This window comes from Veillonella sp. AF36-20BH, from assembly GCF_003602765.1.
In the GTDB taxonomy this organism is placed as follows: Bacteria; Bacillota; Negativicutes; order Veillonellales; family Veillonellaceae; genus Veillonella; species Veillonella hominis.
This window is the reverse complement of the sequence record NZ_QTLR01000002.1, coordinates 14,717-34,890: the sequence shown is the minus strand read 5'-3', so window position 1 is coordinate 34,890 and position 20,174 is coordinate 14,717. Positions and strand designations below refer to the sequence as shown.

12 protein-coding genes are annotated in these 20,174 nt (G+C 38.8%); 9 read left to right on the top strand and 3 right to left on the bottom strand.

Annotated elements, in window-relative coordinates:
• Positions 1–17: 17 nt before the first annotated feature.
• The 7 genes from DW000_RS02750 to DW000_RS02720 all read left to right on the top strand — a co-directional run bounded on the left by DW000_RS02750 (position 18) and on the right by DW000_RS02720 (position 11,802).
• Entirely contained in the window at positions 18–848 is an 831-nt protein-coding gene (locus DW000_RS02750) for a hypothetical protein (protein ID WP_120054885.1), read from the top strand.
• Between the two features lie 10 nt (positions 849–858).
• Complete coding sequence (locus DW000_RS02745) at positions 859–1,695, top strand: hypothetical protein (protein WP_120055264.1); 837 nt, start codon at positions 859–861, stop codon at positions 1,693–1,695.
• 160 nt (positions 1,696–1,855) lie between these two features.
• On the top strand, positions 1,856–3,175 hold the full coding sequence (locus tag DW000_RS02740) for a dicarboxylate/amino acid:cation symporter (protein ID WP_120054883.1): 1,320 nt from the start codon (positions 1,856–1,858) through the stop codon (positions 3,173–3,175).
• Between the two features lie 289 nt (positions 3,176–3,464).
• Positions 3,465–4,502 (top strand): nicotinate-nucleotide--dimethylbenzimidazole phosphoribosyltransferase, encoded by a 1,038-nt coding sequence (locus tag DW000_RS02735; protein WP_120054881.1) that lies wholly within the window; start codon positions 3,465–3,467, stop codon positions 4,500–4,502.
• Between the two features lie 9 nt (positions 4,503–4,511).
• Positions 4,512–5,825 carry a DUF389 domain-containing protein gene (locus DW000_RS02730; RefSeq protein WP_120054879.1) on the top strand — a complete coding sequence of 438 codons (1,314 nt, stop codon included), beginning with the start codon at positions 4,512–4,514 and terminating at the stop codon, positions 5,823–5,825.
• A 372-nt stretch (positions 5,826–6,197) separates the two neighbouring features.
• Complete coding sequence (locus DW000_RS02725) at positions 6,198–7,031, top strand: MetQ/NlpA family ABC transporter substrate-binding protein (protein ID WP_008602315.1); 834 nt, start codon at positions 6,198–6,200, stop codon at positions 7,029–7,031.
• A 514-nt stretch (positions 7,032–7,545) separates the two neighbouring features.
• Complete coding sequence (locus DW000_RS02720) at positions 7,546–11,802, top strand: acyl-CoA dehydratase activase-related protein (protein ID WP_060919057.1); 4,257 nt, start codon at positions 7,546–7,548, stop codon at positions 11,800–11,802.
• Positions 11,803–12,441: 639 nt separating this feature from the next.
• On the opposite strand, the gene DW000_RS02715 is transcribed toward DW000_RS02720, so the two are convergent.
• Positions 12,442–13,629: a multidrug effflux MFS transporter gene (locus tag DW000_RS02715; RefSeq protein ID WP_120054877.1), complete on the bottom strand. Its 1,188-nt coding sequence runs from the start codon at positions 13,627–13,629 to the stop codon at positions 12,442–12,444.
• Positions 13,630–14,007: 378 nt separating this feature from the next.
• On the opposite strand from DW000_RS02715, the gene DW000_RS02710 reads away from it, so the two are divergent.
• Entirely contained in the window at positions 14,008–14,292 is a 285-nt protein-coding gene (locus DW000_RS02710; RefSeq protein WP_060919056.1) for a PepSY domain-containing protein, read from the top strand.
• An 89-nt stretch (positions 14,293–14,381) separates the two neighbouring features.
• Here the strand turns inward: DW000_RS02710 and DW000_RS02705 are convergent, their stop codons facing one another.
• Both DW000_RS02705 and DW000_RS02700 read right to left on the bottom strand, forming a co-directional pair.
• A complete protein-coding gene (locus DW000_RS02705) occupies positions 14,382–16,019 on the bottom strand; it encodes an L-lactate permease (RefSeq protein ID WP_060919055.1) in 1,638 nt (545 codons plus the stop codon).
• A gap of 295 nt (positions 16,020–16,314) precedes the next feature.
• Entirely contained in the window at positions 16,315–17,454 is a 1,140-nt protein-coding gene (locus tag DW000_RS02700; RefSeq protein WP_004698291.1) for an Ldh family oxidoreductase, read from the bottom strand.
• Positions 17,455–18,034: 580 nt separating this feature from the next.
• Here DW000_RS02700 and DW000_RS02695 point away from each other — a divergent pair.
• Positions 18,035–20,038, top strand: coding sequence for a molybdopterin-dependent oxidoreductase (locus tag DW000_RS02695; RefSeq protein ID WP_120054875.1), 2,004 nt, complete (start codon positions 18,035–18,037; stop codon positions 20,036–20,038).
• The last annotated feature ends 136 nt before the right edge of the window (positions 20,039–20,174 follow it).

Here is a 20,174-nt window from a genome sequence, read left to right as displayed (position 1 = left end):
CATGATAGGAGAGAGTTTTGTTTCAAGAATTTTATGGCCTATTAACGGTTATGCTATGCGTGTTGTTTGCAATCGTGGTATCGCTATTTAACATAGCACCTATTACATACATGGTTTTTGGTATAGCCATAGTATTGAGTGTGTTACTGCAATATGGTCGCTTTAAGAAACGAACCATATCTGAAAAAGCCCATAGCCGACTAGCTTGCGGTTTATTTATTGTCATAACCCTTAGTATATCTTGGCTTGTAGCTGATTGGATTCAATATGATACTCAAACGACTCGTGATCAAACTGATGGTTTTGAGTTTAGTACGATGGATTGGAAACGTGGTTGGCCTAATAGTGAAGAATTGCCGGAGGGGTTAAAACGACCAGAGAAACTTCCAGAAGGTATTTATAGAGCGTCTGCTTTTCGTAGTGATTTAGTATGGGCTAATGCATATCGAGAAAGATATACAGTACTTGAAGGAGACCTTAAAGTAATCTCACAATATGAAGCGATAGCTAAGCAAAATGCAGCTTATACAGCGCAAATTGATGCGGATGGTGTATTGCGTGATTTAGATACTGGGGAGAAAAAGCGTTTTATATCTCACCCAAATAGCTATAATATTATAGAAAGTATAGGAGAAGAACCTTTAAATTTGCCGCAACGGAATTTTATAGAGTGGTTGCGCTTTGCACCTCGAAAAGAAACAAAAACAGTAGTCAAGGATACATATAATTCTACGCGGAATCATAGATTATATGTATTTGTTGATGATGGTAATACAAAGAGACCTCATTTTGTGGAACTTTTGATTAGTGATGATGGGACTCGAGCTGTGTTTTATCAGTCTAAGTAAGGATTATATTGTGAATTGCTTTATTAAACTATTACAAATGCTAATAGGCCCTCCTTGTGGTAAACATATCATTCTATCAATCTTATTCTTTGCCTTTTTTCTTTGGGGAAATGCACATATTCAATTGCCAGGATTATGGTTTGTAATTGTAGGTGTAATCTTATTATTATCAATAAGAATACAGTTTTATTACTACTTCTATCATTTAATATTACCGAAGAAACACATTTTATATGCTTGGTGCACATTAGTTGTAGCAGTACCTTTATTGCTAATGTCTATGTTTATATATGAGCTCCTTTTTGGAAGTGAAGTTAATGATATATCACGATGGAAACAAAGATGGCCAGTAAAAGCAACAGTATTACCAGAACATTTTAGAAATCCTGATATAGTTCCGAAAGGATTGCATTCTATATCTTCAAGGGGGACAATAGAAAGTTTTTATGACTTTACAACTACTATTGTCTTTGAAGGTAGTCCCGAAGATGTAAGAGCATTTGAACACCTTGTTGCTGAATCTTCGGCACTGGGTTTAATTATTACGCCAGAGTTGTTTAAGAATAGAGTTTATTCGTATGAGGCCAACTCTATATTTTTAAAAGGGGATATACAAAGTACCTATGATTTTTTAACAGAAGATTATACAAAGTGGAACTTATTTGTGTGGCTTCTATATGGTCGTCAACTAGCAGGTGGATATTATCAACTTGAACGAGTTCCTACCTATGGCTATACGGTTTATGTTATGCATCGTGAGAGTGGTATTGATCCGTATGTAATATATTTTTTATTTAGCCCTGATCGTACTCGTGTGGTCTTATATGATTTTATAGTGACGCATTGATTATATGAATCCATATATCAAAAATACTTTGGTTTGACAATTTTAAATCATATTTTTATAATATGATTTAAAGAGAGACTCGGATATTCATTATCCCAGCCCTAGGGCTGGGATTTCTTTTTTTAGTCTCTAGTAGTTTAGTTTGTAGAGAGGTGTTATTATGGCAGATCAAAACGACAAGAATGTGGATGCCTTAGCGCAAGAGATTACCTTAAAAAGTCGTGGTCAAGGTAAATTGCGTCAGTTCATTTTATGGATGGGGGCACTCATCATTGGTGCTATCTTAGGATGGCAACATATTCCGGCTTTAAATGAGCTCTTTAACTTTATTGCAGCGGTCTTTACACGTTTGTTCCAATTTATCGCAATTCCAACCGTATCCTTAGCGGTAATTACAACATTATCCATGCTAGGTGCTAAAAAGGATACAGGTCGTATCTTTGGACACGCTGTAGTGTATACCTTGCTAACTACAGTTTGTGCGGCAGCTGTAGGACTTGGCTTATTCCTATGGATTGCACCAGGTAACTTACCGCTTGATGTAATCGGTGCCGGTGCAGCTCAAGTGCCTGAAAAACTTGGCAGTGTTACGTATTATGATCATTTCTTATCTGTTGTTCCAAACAATATTTTGCAACCATACCTACAAGCCAATGTATTGTCTGTAATGTTTATTTCTGCTTCCGTTGGTTTAGCCTTTGCGTTCATGCCACGCACTGAAAATCGCGAAGCGGTGTTGAAAGTCTTATTTGGTTTACAAGAATTACTATTTACATTGATTAAAGCATTACTTTATGTATTGCCAATCGGTATCCTCGCCTTTGCAGGTCAATTATCTGCGCAAATTGAAGCGGGCGTAATTGTTGGTGCTTTAGGTAAATATACGGCTGTTGTTATCGGTGGTAACTTGATCCAATTCTTTATCGTAATTCCATTGTTCTTGTTATTCCGCGGTTTGAACCCTGTGGACGTATTTCGTAAAATGTCTCCAGCCGTAGCCGTCGCGTTGTTTACTAAATCTTCTGCTGCAACATTGCCTGTTACATTGGCATCTGCTGAGGATAATTTGAAAGCTCACCCTGCAGTAGCTCGTTTTGTATTGCCAATTTGTACAACTATTAATATGAATGGTTGCGCAGCTTTCATTCTTGTCACATCCTTATTCGTAATGCAAAATGCGGGAATGGAATTGACTATGGGCACAATGGTGGCTTGGTTATTTATTGCTGTTCTCGCTGCGATTGGTAATGCGGGCGTTCCAATGGGTTGTTATTTCTTAACCTTATCCTTGATGAGTTCCATCGGTGCACCAATTGGTTTGCTTGGTATCATCTTGCCAATCTATACGATTATCGATATGATTGAAACCGCTGAAAACGTATGGTCTGATGCATCTGTATGTGCCATGGTTGACCATGACCTTCAAGGTAAATTGGACGACTCTAGCGGCGACGATATGCCTCAATTCCAAGGTGCTTAAATTCGTAGGTTAGATAAACTTAAGAAAATACTTAATTATATAACTCAAATAAAAGGTTATCCTGTAAGGGGATAACCTTTTTTATCTACTAGAGTGGTTGTAATTGTGTAATGATAATTTCGATTAGAAATAATGCCGTTAGAATACTATATTTCAAAACTAAATTATACTTCTAAAAACTAATAATAGTCACATTATTAGATATGCATTTTATGTTATACTTTCAGATAGAATAATATCGAATTAATAGAAGGCTAGTTGGCACATTAGGTGCGGATTAGAGAATAAAATGAAAGATAAGTCAGTATTACCGATAGAGAAACAATTAAATAAATTTCTCCAACCAAAATGCCTCATCCCAGGTGGTCTTGGTTTATGGGAAATATATTTTCGTAAGATTTGCGCGGCTTGGGGTGAGATTAATGGCGAAATTCGACCACAGCATATCATATTTTCTGCCGATAATGGTTGCAATATAGAAGGCTATGTAGGCTATAACTATGAGGTGACACAAAAGCAATCCCGTAATATGTTATTAGGTCGCTCGTCAGCCACACAATTCTGCAACTTTAATAATATTCCTTATGAGGTCGTGGATGTAGGCATTGCCTCAGATGATGGTATCGGCGTTAATCGCAAAGTAGCTAAGGGTACAAAGAATATTTTGCACCATGCTGCCATGACTGACGATGAATTTAATAGAGCCTTTCAAGCTGGCTATGAACGGGTTCAGCATTATGTAGAACAAGGAATCAATCTGTTCTCCTTTGGTGAAATGGGGTTAGGGAATACGACGACCTCTGCGTGTGTGTTGTCTGCATTGATGGGGGCTGATCCGACGGAAACCGTGGGTCCTGGTTCCTGGCCAGATAAACCAGATTTGATGAAACGAAAAGTTGACTTTGTACGTTCTGTATTAGACAAGCACAAGGCTAATATTGGTTCTGAAAGTGAATCAGACCGAGTTCGTGAAATCGTAGCTCATGTAGGTGGTTTTGATATTGCGGCTATTCTTGGAGCCATGCTAGCTTGTGCAGATTTTAAAAAGCCTTTTGTCATTGACGGTTTTATTACAGCTGTAGCAGCTGCTTGTGCAGCACATATAAACGCTCGTGTTGTGGACTATGCGTTACCATCGCATCAGTCTAAAGAAAAAGGCACGGAACTGGCTTTGGCTGAGGTGGGGATCACTCAAGACATGGTTCCTATACAAGCACAAATGTCGATGGGCGAAGGCACGGGAGCCATTTTGATGGTGCAAATGTTAAAGACTACACAATATATGTTTGTAAATGTGGGCACCTTTGCAGATTTGATGAAATTATGAGGTAGAAGAATGGAACTAAATAAATACTTTGATATACATTTTGAACGAGCCGATGATGCAACTATTGCTAAAAGGTTGATAGGTGGGGCTAAGGTTAAGGGTCCTGCTTTGGTTATCCTGATCCTCTCCATGTTTATTGCCTCTATTGGGTTGAATATGAATAGTACAGCCGTTATTATTGGTGCTATGCTTATATCGCCGTTGATGGGACCGATTCTAGCAACTGGCTTTGGCTTCGCTACGCTTAATTTTACAGTTGTGAAAAGTGCTATTTTAAGATTGTCCTTACAGATTACGATTGCTGTTTTGGCATCTGCTTTATATTTTTATATTTCCCCCGTTCAGACAGTTACATCTGAACTATTAGCGCGTACAGAACCGAATATTTTTGATGTATTCATTGCTATATTTGGTGGGTTAGCTGGGATTATTGGTCAAACGCGTAAGACCTTAGATAATGTCATACCAGGGGTAGCGATTGCGACTGCACTTATGCCACCACTGTGTACGGCAGGATATGGACTGGCTAATGGAAATTGGCATTATTTCTTTGGGGCTGGGTATCTATTCTTTATAAATGCATTTTTCATCTTCTTTGCATCTTTTATTGTTTTAAAAGGTGTATATAGTTTGCCATCCCATAAGCAAGCAGAAGAGATTAATCGTCGTAATCAGCTAATATTTCTTGTGATTGGTCTTATTATGGCTATACCAAGCATTTATGCAGGCTATGATATGACCATCAAGTATTCTGAGTCAAATCATATAGAGCAGTTTATTAAGACCAATATTAATCAAGATGGGCGTCGACTAGTGATTGATTATTCATTGGACCGAGTGAATAAGCTAGTAGATATAGTAGTTGTAGGAGCTCCTGTGACTTCAGAGGAACGATCCCAGTTGGATGATAAATTACAGAAAGACGAGTATTTGCAGTCTTATGCAGTGCGATTTGTTAATAGTGTAGATGAGAAAAAATCTGCTGTGGATAAGACGAGCTTGAATAAAGCCTCGGAGGATCATGAAAAATATACAAACTTGAGTAATCTGTACCAGCCGACTTATCAACTAGTAAGTGAAACTATAAACACTATGAAAACGACAGAAGCTGAAGCAAAGGCGTTATTCCCGTTTGTAAGCAGAGTGGAAGGCATGCCTTTGATAGATAATTTAGAACAGCCTAAAGCGAATCGCTATATGGTGATTATCCATACCGTGTCCACTGTATCTGATGCAGATTCGGAACGAATAAAAGCTTGGTTAGAGGCTAAATTATCAGCACCTGTAACTATTTCTGTGGAGCAAACAACGTCAACTTTATAATTGAATCTTTTGATTTTGATTAGATTGTTTATTATATAGAGTGATATTTATAACGGTACTAAGTTTGATTGTACCTATTAGGTATATTACCTAGTAGTACGGGGAATCATCTTAGTACCGTTTTTATGTACTTGGCATAGCTAAATGTAATTACTCTTATCTTGCTATAGATTAAGGTTATATTAATTGATATATAAAATCTATTATACGAATAGGAATTAAATTTGCTATACTTACTACATCGAAATTATTAAATAATTAAATGTAGATACAGTGTAAGAATATATAGATTTATTAACATATCTACGTGTGTTGTATACGCATGAGTCCTCGTCAATAGATGTAGGTGTTCATCGTAGATAGGAGGATTACATGAAAAAATGGTTAGCATTAGCAGCGACGGCCGTACTAGGCGCGTCCTTATTGATTAGTGGTTGTGGTTCTTCCACAAATGACGCAAGTTCCAGCAGTGCTGGTAGTTCTAAAGCAGAGGTGTTAAAAGTGGCAGCAAACCCTGTACCTCATGCTGAAATCTTAAATCAAATTAAACCTTTATTGGCTAAGGAAGGTGTAGATCTTCAAATCATTGAATTTACAGACTACATTCAACCAAACATGGCATTATCTAGCCATGAAGTAGATGCAAACTTCTTTGCTAACGTGCCTTACCAAAATAACTTTAACAGAGATCATGGCACAAACTTCGTAAGCTTTGCACCAGTTCACATCGAACCATTAGCTATTTACTCTCAAAAAATTAAAGATTTGAAAGATTTGCCTAATGGCGCAAAAGTAGCGATTCCATCTGACCCGACAAACAGTGCTCGTGCACTTCTCTTGTTGCAAAGTGCAGGTCTTGTCACATTGAAAGACCCAACTGGTTTGACTAACACACCGTTTGATGTGACTAGCAACCCTAAAAACATTCAAATTACAGAGTTGGAAGCAGCTCAAATTCCTCGTTCCATTCAAGATTTAGATGCAGCTGTAATCAATGCTAACTATGCATTGCCAGCAGGTCTTAATCCTACAAAAGATGGCTTATTCGTAGAAAAAGCGGATTCTCCATATGCAAATCTTCTTTCCGTAAACCCTGGTGATGAAAATAAACCAGCTATTCAAAAATTAGCTAAAGCATTACAATCTCCAGAGGTTAAGAAGTTCATCGAAGAGCATTACAAAGGGGCTATTATTCCAGCGTTTTAATCAATGATCGTTAATAACATATATGTATTTAATACAATACTCTCTCATGACATAACTTTATAGATACGAATAAGATATACTGTCTTATGAACTAACCCCCAAATTGGAATCCATTTTGGGGGTTAGTTTTTATCTATTGCATATTGTCTAATGCAGTTAATATATTTGATTTGTCCTGTTATGTTGCAAAAGTTACGTTATTTTTCATTGTAAAATGGTATAATATTTTTTACATCCTATTATATATATGACTTTGTAATTTAAATCTTAACATATTTTCTATAACATTTTAGATATAGAAATAACTTAGATTTTAACTGCTGTTGTTGTATAATAAAGATAGGATATTTAAAAATTTAGATATTTTGGTGAAAGTATTATATCCTTATCTAATTTAATTTTTATTTTAGATGCTTAGTACAGTATATATGTTGTACATATTACATGTGAGACTTTCACAAAAATAAGTATGGTCACTTAGGTGGTCATACGGTCGTTAAAAAGAGAGGTATTTATGCAGCACATGCTACGCATGGGGATTGACGTGGGGTCTACAACGGTTAAAGTTGTATTATTGGACGAACACGATAATTATTTGTATAAAAAGTACATACGCCATTATGCAAACATATTGGACACAGTATATACCTTGCTACAAGAGGCTCAAGTTGGTCATGAAGACGCTCTTGTTCATGTATGTATTACTGGTTCTGGTGGGATGGCTATGGCCGAAAAGGTGCGCATCCCATTCGTACAAGAGGTGATTGCTGAAACGCGAGCTGTAAAAGCCCTCTATCCAGAGACAGACGTTATCATCGAACTTGGTGGTGAAGATGCGAAGGTTACGTATTTAGGTCAAACTGCGGAACACCGTATGAATGGTTCCTGTGCTGGTGGTACAGGTGCTTTTATCGACCAAATGGCAACCTTATTGCAGACAGATGCATCTGGTCTTGATCAATTAGCCATGAATGCTGATACGATTTATCCAATTGCGGCACGTTGTGGCGTATTTGCTAAAACGGACGTACAAGCTTTGTTAAATCAAGGCGCATCTCATGAAAATATTGCAAAATCCGTATTCCAAGCAATTGTAAACCAAACGATTGCTGGCCTTGCATGCGGACATAAAATCGAAGGTAATGTAGCATTCCTTGGCGGTCCATTGACATTCTTATCCGAGTTGCGCCAATGCTTCTGCGATACTTTAGAGTTGGATGAAGCGCATCGCATTATCCCTGAGAATGGTGAGTTGTTCATTGCTTTAGGGGCGGCATTGATGAAAGATGAGTGCCGTGAGATCACTGTTGGTCAATTGACAAAGGAAATCGGTGCACTTATCGGTATTCCTATGGAAGCTACAGACCGTGTCGATCCGCTATTTAAGAATGAACAAGAATTAGAAGAATTTCGTGCTCGTCACGCTAAGGCGGTAACGCCAAAAGCGAATATTGAGGATGCTCAAGGTCCTTGCTATCTTGGGATTGATGCTGGTTCTACTACGCTAAAGGTAGTACTCATTAATAGTAATAAGGAAATTATCTTCTCCCACTATGGTCCTAATCATGGTAAACCATTAGAAAAATCTCGTGAAATTATTGAGCAGATTTATACATTATTGCCTAAAGGTGCTTATATTGCACACTCTGGCGTAACCGGCTACGGTGAGGCCTTTCTTAAACGCGCCCTTGGCATTGATATAGGCGAAGTAGAAACGATGGCTCATTATCGTGCGGCTCGATTCTTCTGTCCTGATGTATCCTTTATTTTGGATATTGGCGGTCAAGATATGAAATGCTGTAAGGTTCGTGATGGGTATATCGAAGATATCGTGTTGAACGAAGCTTGCTCATCTGGTTGCGGCTCTTTCATTGATACATTTGCATCTGGTCTACGAATTCCAATCGATCAATTCGCAAAAGAAGGGTTATTGGCACCTATGCCAATCGACTTAGGCTCTCGTTGTACCGTATTTATGAACTCTAAGGTTAAGCAGGCTCAAAAAGAAGGTGCTACGGTACAAGATATCGCGGCAGGTCTTGCTTATTCTGTAATTAAAAATGCCCTTTATAAGGTTCTCAAGGTGAAAGACCCTAAAGAATTAGGTGATCATATCGTTGTACAAGGTGGTACGTTCTATAACGAATCTGTTTTGCGTGCCTTTGAGAAATTGATGGGCGTAGAGGTGATTCGCCCTGATGTATCTGGTTTGATGGGGGCATACGGTATGGCTCTTCTTGCCGCGGAAACGGCGGAAGAGTTGCAAAAAGGTGAAAGTACATTGCTAGATAGTGAAGGCCTTAATTCTTTACAAGTATCTACGACAATGCGCAATTGTGGCCTTTGCCCAAATAACTGCATGCTTACTATTAACGCCTTCTCCGATGGTCGTACGTACGTAACGGGCAACCGTTGTGATCGCGGTGCTGGCGATATGATCCAAGAGAAACGTAAACCAGTTCCTAACTTGGTAGATGTAAAATTACGTCGTTACTTTGATTACTACTTGAAGAAAAACATTCCAGAGTTTGAAGGTAAAATGCGTGTAGGGATTCCTCGCGTTCTCAACATGTATGAGGACTTCCCATTCTGGTTTACATTCTTCAATAGCTTGGGTTATGAAGTAATCCTTTCAGATTATACGACTAAGGATCAATACAATAAGGCTATCGATACGATTCCATCCGATACGGCTTGCTATCCAGCAAAGGCTGTTCATGGTCACATTCGCGACTTAGCGAATGCACAGGTAGACTTTATTTGGTACCCTTGTATTCAACATGGCCCTAAGGAATTTAGCCGCGACAATAATTACCATTGTCCAATGGTTATTTCTTATCCAGAACTTATCAAAAATAATATGCAAGAGGTATTGGGCGCTACTCCGTTCCACGCACCATTCTTGCCGCTAGCTGATAAAAAATCCCTTGTTCCGGCCCTTGTGAAAGCATTGGATTTCTTAGGCTTAAAGAAGAAGGATATTGCTAAGGCTGTAGACCTCGCTTGGGAAGAGCAGGAAAACTGTAAAGCGTCTTACCGTGAAACGACAAAGAAAACTGTGTCTCGCCTCGTGGCAGAACAAATTCCTACAATCGTATTGGCTGGCCGTCCATATCATTTGGACTCCGGTATTAACCACGGTATTCCTGAACTTATCACATCTCTTGGCATGGCTGTTCTTACAGAAGATGGCGTTGCACCATTAGGGAATGAAATCAAGCATTTACGCGTTGTAGACCAATGGTCCTACCATAGCCGTCTATATCGTGCCGCTGAATTCGTAAGTAGAACAGAAGGCTTCCAAATCGTTGAGCTTAACTCCTTTGGTTGTGGTCTCGATTCCATCGTAGCAGATCAGGTAAAAGATATACTTTCAGCAAACCATAAAATCCATACCTTGCTCAAAATCGATGAAGGTACAAACCTTGGCGCCGTGACAATTCGTTTGCGTTCCTTGCAATCTGTAATGGAACGTAGCTTGCGTCGTCATCATAATCCTGAGGCGCCGGAAGAAGTAGTGGTAGAGAAATTACCAACTTACGATTACAATCGAGTTGTCTTCACAGAAGAAATGCGTAAGACATATAAAATCTTGGTACCACAAATGTCACCATTGCATTTCAGCCTTTTAGAGCCTGTCCTTCAACATGAAGGTTACAATTTTGAAATGTTGCCAGCTCCAACACGTGACGATATTGAAGTGGGCTTGAAATATATCAATAATGATGCATGTTACCCAGCGATTATCGTTGTAGGGCAGCTCATGTCCGCACTGTTATCCGGCAAATATGATGTAGATAAGACGGCTGTTATCATCTCTCAAACTGGTGGTGGGTGTCGTGCTACAAACTACATCGGTTACTTACGTAAAGCATTAATTGATGCGGGTATGAAACAAGTACCAATCCTATCTCTCAATGCGAGTGATATGGAACGTCAACCAGGCTTTAAGTTGACAAAAGGCTTCTTGCATCGTATGATTCAAGCCGTTGTATACGGTGATGCGCTCATGCAATGTGTTCTTGCCACACGTCCATACGAGACAAATCCTGGTTCTACCGATGCACTATGTGATTATTGGATTAAAAAATTACGTGATAATATTACATCTGCCAGTCTTCGACAATATAATAAGTACATCAAAGAAATCATCCATGATTTTGATAACTTGCCAATTAATAAAGATGTACAAAAACCTCGTGTTGGTGTCGTAGGGGAAATTTACGTTAAATTCCATCCAAGTGCTAACAATCATATTAATGAGCTTATTGAAAAGGAAGGCGGCGAAGTCGTTACATCTGGCTTGCTAGATTTCTTCTTGTATTGTGCAATGGATAGCACATACCGTGCTAAGAACCTTGATGGTACATGGCTATCTGGCTTCTTCGGTACATTGGCTCGTGAAGCCCTTGAGCTCTACCGCTTACCATATGCAAAAGCCGTAGCAGCGTCAAAACACTTTGACCCGCTACAACGTATGACAGAAGTAGCAAAAGAAGCAGCTCAATTCATCGGACTTGGTAACCAATGTGGTGAAGGCTGGTTCCTCACAGGAGATATGATTGACCTTATCGAAAAAGGAGCTAAACAAATCGTATGCTTACAACCATTCGGCTGTTTACCAAACCACGTAACAGGTAAAGGCATGGTGAAAACACTATCCGCTGCATACCCAGACGTGCGAATTGCAGCTATCGACTACGATCCAGGCTCCAGTGCGGTAAACCAAGCAAACCGATTGAAATTACTACTATCGACAATGTTCGAGTAAGTAGTTAGTGTATTGCTAATTTTAGCCCAAATAATAGTTGTGTAACTCGATGGAGCTATTGTAAATAAGCGATAAGGCGCTTTCATTTTATAATGAGGCCCGGATATAACTGCATATCATTAGTATAGAAAAAATACAGCCCTCTCTTGGCTCAGTACGTCACTATGTTCCGTAAAATCGCTGCAGAGAGGGCTGTATTCTTTTCTATATACACCTGGATATGAAGACGTCCCATTATAAAATGTAAGTAATCCAATCTACTATATCTTTAATAGCTCCATCGAGTTTGTTATCTTATTAGTTACAAAAAATTAGTAATACACCTAACGGAGATGGGAGAGGAGATGTGGCTATGCCACATCTCCTTTCGTCTACAACCAGTTGGACAGGTGATTTCTTTTATTGTGCTTATGGTGTTTGTAGGGAACAGGAATTAATCTATTTTAGACATAAGTTATACAGCCCCACAATGGGGCGGCTCTACGGGTAGTGTTAATATAAATAAGATACCCCTTTCCAAAGCGATTTTACGAAGCGTAGCGCCGTACTGAGCAAGGAAAGGGGTATCTTATTTATATACTAAAATATGCTGTTGTAAAGGGGCCCCATTGTAGGGCTCACACAAATGCTTAAAAGAGATTATTCTTTCTCTACCAAACAATATAGGCACAATAAGGAAAGCGCTGCACATACTAGCATTGTAATCCCCATGGGAATACCCGTATATTCCCCACCAATACCAACGAGTGGAGACACGATCCCTGCAGAGAACATGCTGGCAAAGCCAAGCACTGCAGAGGCACTACCGGCCATTTTCCCATATTTGGTCATTGCCATAGAGAAGGAGGCGGAGCCGAATAGGGATACGGTACATACGGTGAAGAATAGTATGATTGTAACAGGAATGAGAGGCCATTCTAATAGCATGGCTACTAGGAATAGTAAAGAGCCGATTGTCAGTTGCCAAAGACTGAATGTGAGGAATTGATAAGATGTTACAACATTACTTAGGCGGCCGCTAATGGCACTGGCTAAAATAATACCACAGCTATTGATACCGAAGAGGTAACTAAATTCTTGAGCAGATAATTGGAAAATATTTTGATATACAAAGGATGAGCCTGAGATATACGCAAAGAATGCACCAAAAGCAAAGAATTGGATTAAGGTTTGCCCAAGGAATGGTTTATCTTTCATCAGCGTAAGATAATTTTTTACAGATGTAGTGATACCACCTGTAATACGTTTTTCTTTGGGTAAACTTTCACGGAAGAGAAGAGAACCTACTAATAGAATGGCTGAGAATACAGCGAGGATAATAAAAATAACGCGCCATGTAGTAAAGAGTAGTAATTGGCCACCTACTAATGGTGCAAGTACTGGCGCAAGGCCATTAACCATCATAAGTAATGCAAATAGCTTAGTCAATTCTTGGCCGGATGCAAAGTCACGAGCGATAGCTTTGGCGATTACAACGCCTATAGATCCAGTTAATCCTTGTAAGAAACGACCTAGTAACAGTATTTCAATACTAGGTGCGTAGGCGCAGATGATACCAGAGATGACACACAGTAAATTACCAACGATAAGAGGTAGTTTACGCCCCATTGTATCACTAATGGGGCCACCAAATAGTTGTCCTAATGCGACACCGAAGGTCATAACACCTATGGTCATTTGAATATTAGAAGCTGTTGTATTCAGCTCCCCAGGCATAATTGGTAATGCCGGTAAATAAAGATCTGTTGCTAAGGGTGTAATCGCCGTCAACAGACCGAGGAATACTACCAAGATGAAAGAGACCTTAGCAGAGCTTTCTTGAGTCATAAAACCCTCCTATATTAAAGTGAGAAAAATAAAAGTCTGCGAATCGCACTTCGCAGACTGCATTAAATTTTATCTTATAATAAGATGTATTGTAACATAATTGTATGGATTATTCTATAGATTTATATGTAAAAGCTTTTTCTATTTTGGTCTGCATATACCTCTAGCCTTTATATACTATTTTATTTAGGTTAAACTTTTGGTGTTTGTATATAAAATATTTTTGTGAGTATATAAATAATAATGTAGTGCATAACGTTTGAGAGATGGTTGTATATCAAAAGTTTGAGTTTGATGTATTTCGATTTATAGATTAAAATACATATACAGAGTAAATCTAAAAAAATCAATATAATTTATCGTATATAGGAGGTTATTATGAAAAAATTTATGAAAGCCTTGGTATTGGCTGCTGTGACTGCTGTTGGATTAACAACATTTGCATCTGCGCAAGGTATCGGTGAGCAAGAGGCATTAAATCGTGCATTGGCACGCGTGCCAGGAGCAACACAAGCTAATGTAACCGAATTTGGGCATGACTATGATCATGGTCGATTAGAATACGAAGGTGAAATTCGATACAATGGTTACGAATATGATTTTGAAATCGATGCAGCAAGTGGCAACTTCACAAAATGGGAAGTTGAGCGCAAGTATTTCTAATTATAATTAGTAAGAATAAAAATGTAGTATCTTAATACAAACAAAAAAGAACAGCTCGTAATGAGCTGTTCTTTTTGTTTCACTAATTCTTAGAAGAAGAAATGATGAATTTCATGAATGAAATGTTGACCGAAGAAGGATATACAACCATGCATTACGATAAATATAATAAAGTATTTGAATGCACTGTTCATGATAACACTTGCTTCGATTTCATGTTCTAGTTTATGAGCTTCTTCAGAGCTGATTTCTTTGTGATTTTCTAGGTATGCTTTCAAAGCAGGGCCTACGGCACCAATAGAAATCGCGATGGATTGAGGGGACAACATTTTGCCGATACCAGCTGCACCGGAGTTAACTGCTGCCAACCAGAAGCCAAGGTCTTCGAAGTTTGTAGGATCTAAGCCTTGAGCTGCGGCAATTTGGAGTGGGCCAAACAATACGTTGGAGTTTGTACCGGAACCAGTCAAGAATGCACCCAACGCACCTACGATAGGAGCGAATAGAGGGTATAAAGTACCTGTACCAGCAACCATTGCTTTTGCAATGTCTGCAGTCATACCAGAGTAAGTCATCAATTTAGCTGTCATAACAACTGTGATGATTGTAAGGTATGTGAATTTCAAGTTTTTAACTGTGCTACCCAATGTACCGAAGATTTCGCCAGCTTTTGCTTTTTGGATGAAACCACCAACAATACCAGCGATGAAAATCATAATACCAGGTGTTGCAATCCATACGAATGTGTAAGGTTTTGCGCCAGCACCTTGATAAATAGGTACAGATGTCTTAATGGACGCAAGAGGACCATTAATTGCAGGGAACAATTTAGAAGTTAATAACAATAATACGAAGATTAAGATGAATGGCATTGCAGCTACAAGGCCTTCGCCACCAGAAACTTTAGGGACTTCGCCAGTTTGTTTAACTGCGTATTTAGGATCATTAGGAGGCATGATTTTTGCACAACCAATGATAACTGCCATGATAACGATGGATGCAGAAATTACGGATAATTCTGGACCCATTACAGCGTTGATTACAGTTTCAGGAACTGCTAATGCTAAACCAGAAAGTAATGTTACAAGGAATACGCCTTTTAACGCTTTAATACCGCCACCAATAATCATAACAACAAAGAATGGAGCGATAAGGTTAAGCAAGAACAATTGTACGGAAATGAATGTACCTAAATGGCTTGGATCAAGGTTTGTTAAGGATGCCAATGTAGTTGTTGGAATCCCGATAGAACCAAATGTTGTAGGTACGGAGTTTGCAACGAGACATGCGATGATAGATTTAAGTGGGTCAAAACCTACGGCAACCATCATAGCTGCAGGAATTGCAACGGCAGTACCGAAGCCAGCCATACCTTCCATGAAGGCACCAAAGCCCCATGCAAGTAGTAATGCAAGTACACGAGTATCAGATGTTACAGAAGAAAGCATGGTTTTAATAGTTTCCATTGCTTTCGTATGTACTACCAGGTTATAAACGAAGATAGCAGCTGTAATAACTAATAGGATTGGCCAGATTGCCAATGCGGCACCTTCAAGGGCACCAGTGACCATAATAAATGGGTCAGCTTGGAATGCTGTAATAGCGATAATGAAAGAACCAATCGCAGCAACACTTGTTGCTTGCCATGCAGGTAATTTCAAGATGGATAACGCTACAATCAACCAAATGATTGGAGATAGCGCTAATAGAACGGTGATAGCACTCATTTCTAAGATCATCCTTTCAAGTAAAACAAAAATATATGCTCAACAGGACGACGTAGTTTAATCAATTTAATTGATGAATAAATCGCTATGATGTTAATTTGTAAAAGTTCAGTTAAAATAAAAGCTTACAATAAAATAACAGATATACTTATCATAAAAATTGATATAGTACATAAAATTTTTTAACCTCATAGGCTATGAGGTTAAAAACATAAGAGAGGGGACATAAACAGTGTTTATGTCCCCTTCTGTACTAACTACAAGTCCTTGTTAGGGCCATTACTAAGTTTAGGTATTAGTAGTTACCTTTGAACATTGTAGCAGGAGCTTCTGGTACATAATCGCCGAAGTAGGATTTGAAGTCTAGACCTAATTCATTGCAAAGGTCTTGAACTTCAAGCATTGTACCGTTAAGTACAGGGATGCCTTCAGCTTTAACTTTTTCAACGGATTCATGTTCTTTTTCGCCATGAGTATAGATACGATCTTGACCTTGAGCTTTAGGTGCTTCACGTAATTCTTGTAAGAATTGGGAGAAGTGTTTTTTGATTTCCGCAGGGTCACCGAAGAATTCAGGGTTGATAGCCATGAAGCCATGACAGATGTTGGATTTACCACCAACCATACATTTGTTGGAAGTACCACCTTGGGACAAGATAGAGGAGAACAACTCAGCAATCATGCCGTTACCATAACCTTTGTGACCGCCAAGAACTTCTGTAGCACCACCTAAAGGAAGGATACCGCCACCTTCATGACGGGAGATGTTGCCCAATACTTCAGCTGCATCAGTGGAAGGAACGCCGTCTTTATTAACAGCCCAGCCATCTGGAGTAGCTTTGCCCATTTTGTTGTACATTTCAAGTTTACCACGAGTTACTACTGTAGTGGAGCAATCGAAGAAGAAGTCAACTGGATCAGCTGGTACAGTCCAAGCGATAGGGTTAGAACCAAGCATAGCTTTACGAGCATATGTAGGAACCATGATTGCTTCGGAGTTTGTACAAGAGAAACCGATTAAGCCTTGGTCGGATGCCATTTTAGCATAGTAACCAGCGATACCGTAGTGGTTGGAGTTACGTACAGATACGATACCAACACCGGATTTTTTAGCTTTTTCGATAGCCATTTCCATAGCTTTATGACCCAATAATTGACCCATGCCGTCATGACCGTCGATAACTGCAGAAATTGGAGTTTCTTTTACGATTTCAGGTTTAGCGTCGATTTTAATCAAGCCATTAGTGATACCTTTATGGTAACGAACCATACGTTGCATACCATGGCTTTGAATACCGAACAAGTCAGAAGTCAAAAGTACGTCTTGGATGATGTCAGCTTCTTTTTCGGAGAAACCAAATTTTTGGAAAGCGTCCATGCTCAATTTTTTTAGTGTTTCATAAGGGAATAACACAGTGTTTTTTGCGTCTGCCATCGTTAAAACCTCTTTTCAGAAAATATGTACCTGATATAGCTACTTCACATTAGATAACCATGAATTCAAAATGATTTCTTGTGAGTTCTATATCCTCTCAAATGACACTGTCAGTATAGCACAGAAACAAGTGAGATTGAATAGTCTTACAGTCTGAACGACATTACTAAATACGCATACGTACCGGTGATTTTTGTCACATAATCTATACGACGCTATTAAAATGTCTGATTATACCTAAAACTATATGGTTATGACTTTTAGTAATGATTACATGATTTTTTTGAAGAATTTTGGTATTTTTATAGAACTTATTAGTATATCTGTTTAGGCATTGGACAAGAATGATAATGGATAGATATCGATAAAACTTGAAATGTCTAACTATATATATCAAAATAAATGATGAGGTCATAAATGTAATGTGATAATCGAATGCATTGATATACATAAAATAATCATTTCTAAAACCTTTTTAATTCAGAAGATGTGCAAAAGGTTATACTTATACGAGTCATACTATACTATAATATAAATATACATCCTATAGTTTGTACAATTTATAAGCGAGGTGCTTATCATGAAAGAATATAAATCTGTATGCCCATATGATTGTCCCGATGCATGTGGACTCATCGTATCAGTTGATGATAATAAAGTAATATCTGTTCGAGGGGATAGAGATCATGCTTTCACAAGAGGTACACTCTGTCCTAAGATGGCACATTATGAAAAAGTAATACATTCTCCGTTGCGCTTGCAGTACCCTATGAAGCGTGTTGGTAAAAAGGGAATTGGTGAAGATCAGTACACTCGTATTAGTTGGGATGAAGCCCTTGATGCAATTGTCGATAATTTTAAAAAAAATATTGATACTTATGGCAGTGAAAGTATTTTGCGCTACTCTTATGCGGGAACAATGGGGATTATTCAGAGCCCTGCAGCAGATTATTTCTTCCGTCGCATTGGTGCTACAGACCAAGACCGAGGTATTTGTTCTCCTGCCAAACAGGCGGGGTTCCGCTCTGTTTATGGTGAAACCTTAGGTATTAAACCACAAGAGGCGCAACATAGTGATCTTATCGTCTTGTGGGGCATGAATGCGACAGCCACAGATGTTCATATCTTACATGATGTGAATATAGCAAAAAAGAAGGGTGCTCGTGTTTGGATTATTGATACTCATAAAACGTATACTTTCAGCCAAGCTCATGAACATATTTACGTAAAACCCGGTAGTGATGGCGCACTAGCTTTAGGGATGCTCCATATCATTCATCGTGATGGCTTGGCAGATATAGATTTTATTAAGAAGCATGTCCAAGGCTACGATGAGTTGGTAAAAGAGGTGTTGCTTGACTTTACGCCGGGAAAAGCGGCTGAAATTTGCGGTGTTTCTGTGGAGCGGATGACTGAGTTTGCTCATGCTTATGCAAAGTCAAAAGCGCCGTTTATTCGTCTCGGCAGTGGACTATCTCGATATGGCAATGGTGCTATGACATGCCGTGCTATTAATGCCTTGCCTGCTGTGGTTGGAGCATGGCAATATCCTGGGGGTGGATTGTTGTCGAGTGCTAGTGGTAGTAAATTTATTGGCAAAGATGTGATGCAACAGGCTCATGTTCATGCGCCAGCTAAACGATTGATGCCTATGATTAAACTGGGTGAAATGCTTATAAACCCTGAAGGAACTAAAGTTCATAGTTTATATATCTTCTCTTCAAATCCGGCTATCACAGCTCCTGACCAGAATGTTGTACGTAGAGGGTTGATGCGCGATGACTTATTCACTGTGGTACATGAGCGTTTCTTTACGGATACTTGTAAGTATGCTGATATTATTTTACCAGCCACAACATCTGTGGAGCATGATGATATTTATAATTCTTATGGTCATTACACAATTGGGACGGGTTACAAATTGATTGAGCCAATTGGTGAATCTCGTTCCAACTGGCAAGTTATTGCTGAGTTAGCAAAACGCATGGGGTTGGAGGATGATTTTTTTGACCTTAGTGAAAAAGATCTTATTGAACAAATTGTGCGGACTTCGAGTCGTATATCCAAGAGGGACCAAGAGTTGATTTTAAATGGTGAGCCTGTGGAGATGACGGTACCTGAGAGTTATAAGATGGATTTCAAAACACCGTCTGGAAAAATTGAATTATATAATCCGCAGGATGTAGAACCATTAATTCGGTATATGCCTCCATATGGTGATAATGCACCGTTTTGGCTTATAAATGGTAATGATATTCGAATTTTGGACTCTAGCTTCTGCGAATTAGACTTTAATGATCCTGAGTTGATGAAACTTCGCATCCATCCAGAAGATGCAAAAATGTATAACATAAACGATGGTGCTGAGGTAGAAATCTATAACGATCGTGGCAGTGTAAAAATTAAAGCATACTACGACGATGAAGTACAGAGAGGGACATTGGTAACACTAGGTGTATGGTGGCAATCTCAATCGAGTGATCCTCACGTGGCAATCAATGCGCTTACCGCAGCTCGTCCTACCGATCAGGGATGGGGGAGCACCTTTTATGATGTACAAGTTCATATAAGAAATCTTTTGTAGTGAATGACCAATTAATAGTCTGTAATGATTACTGTAAAATAGGAATTTATCTACTTATTTCTATAAGTAAAAGTTAAAGTCTGTTACTTATGGGAATAACTCTATACGGATATAGAATAGTGAGGATATTTTTCTT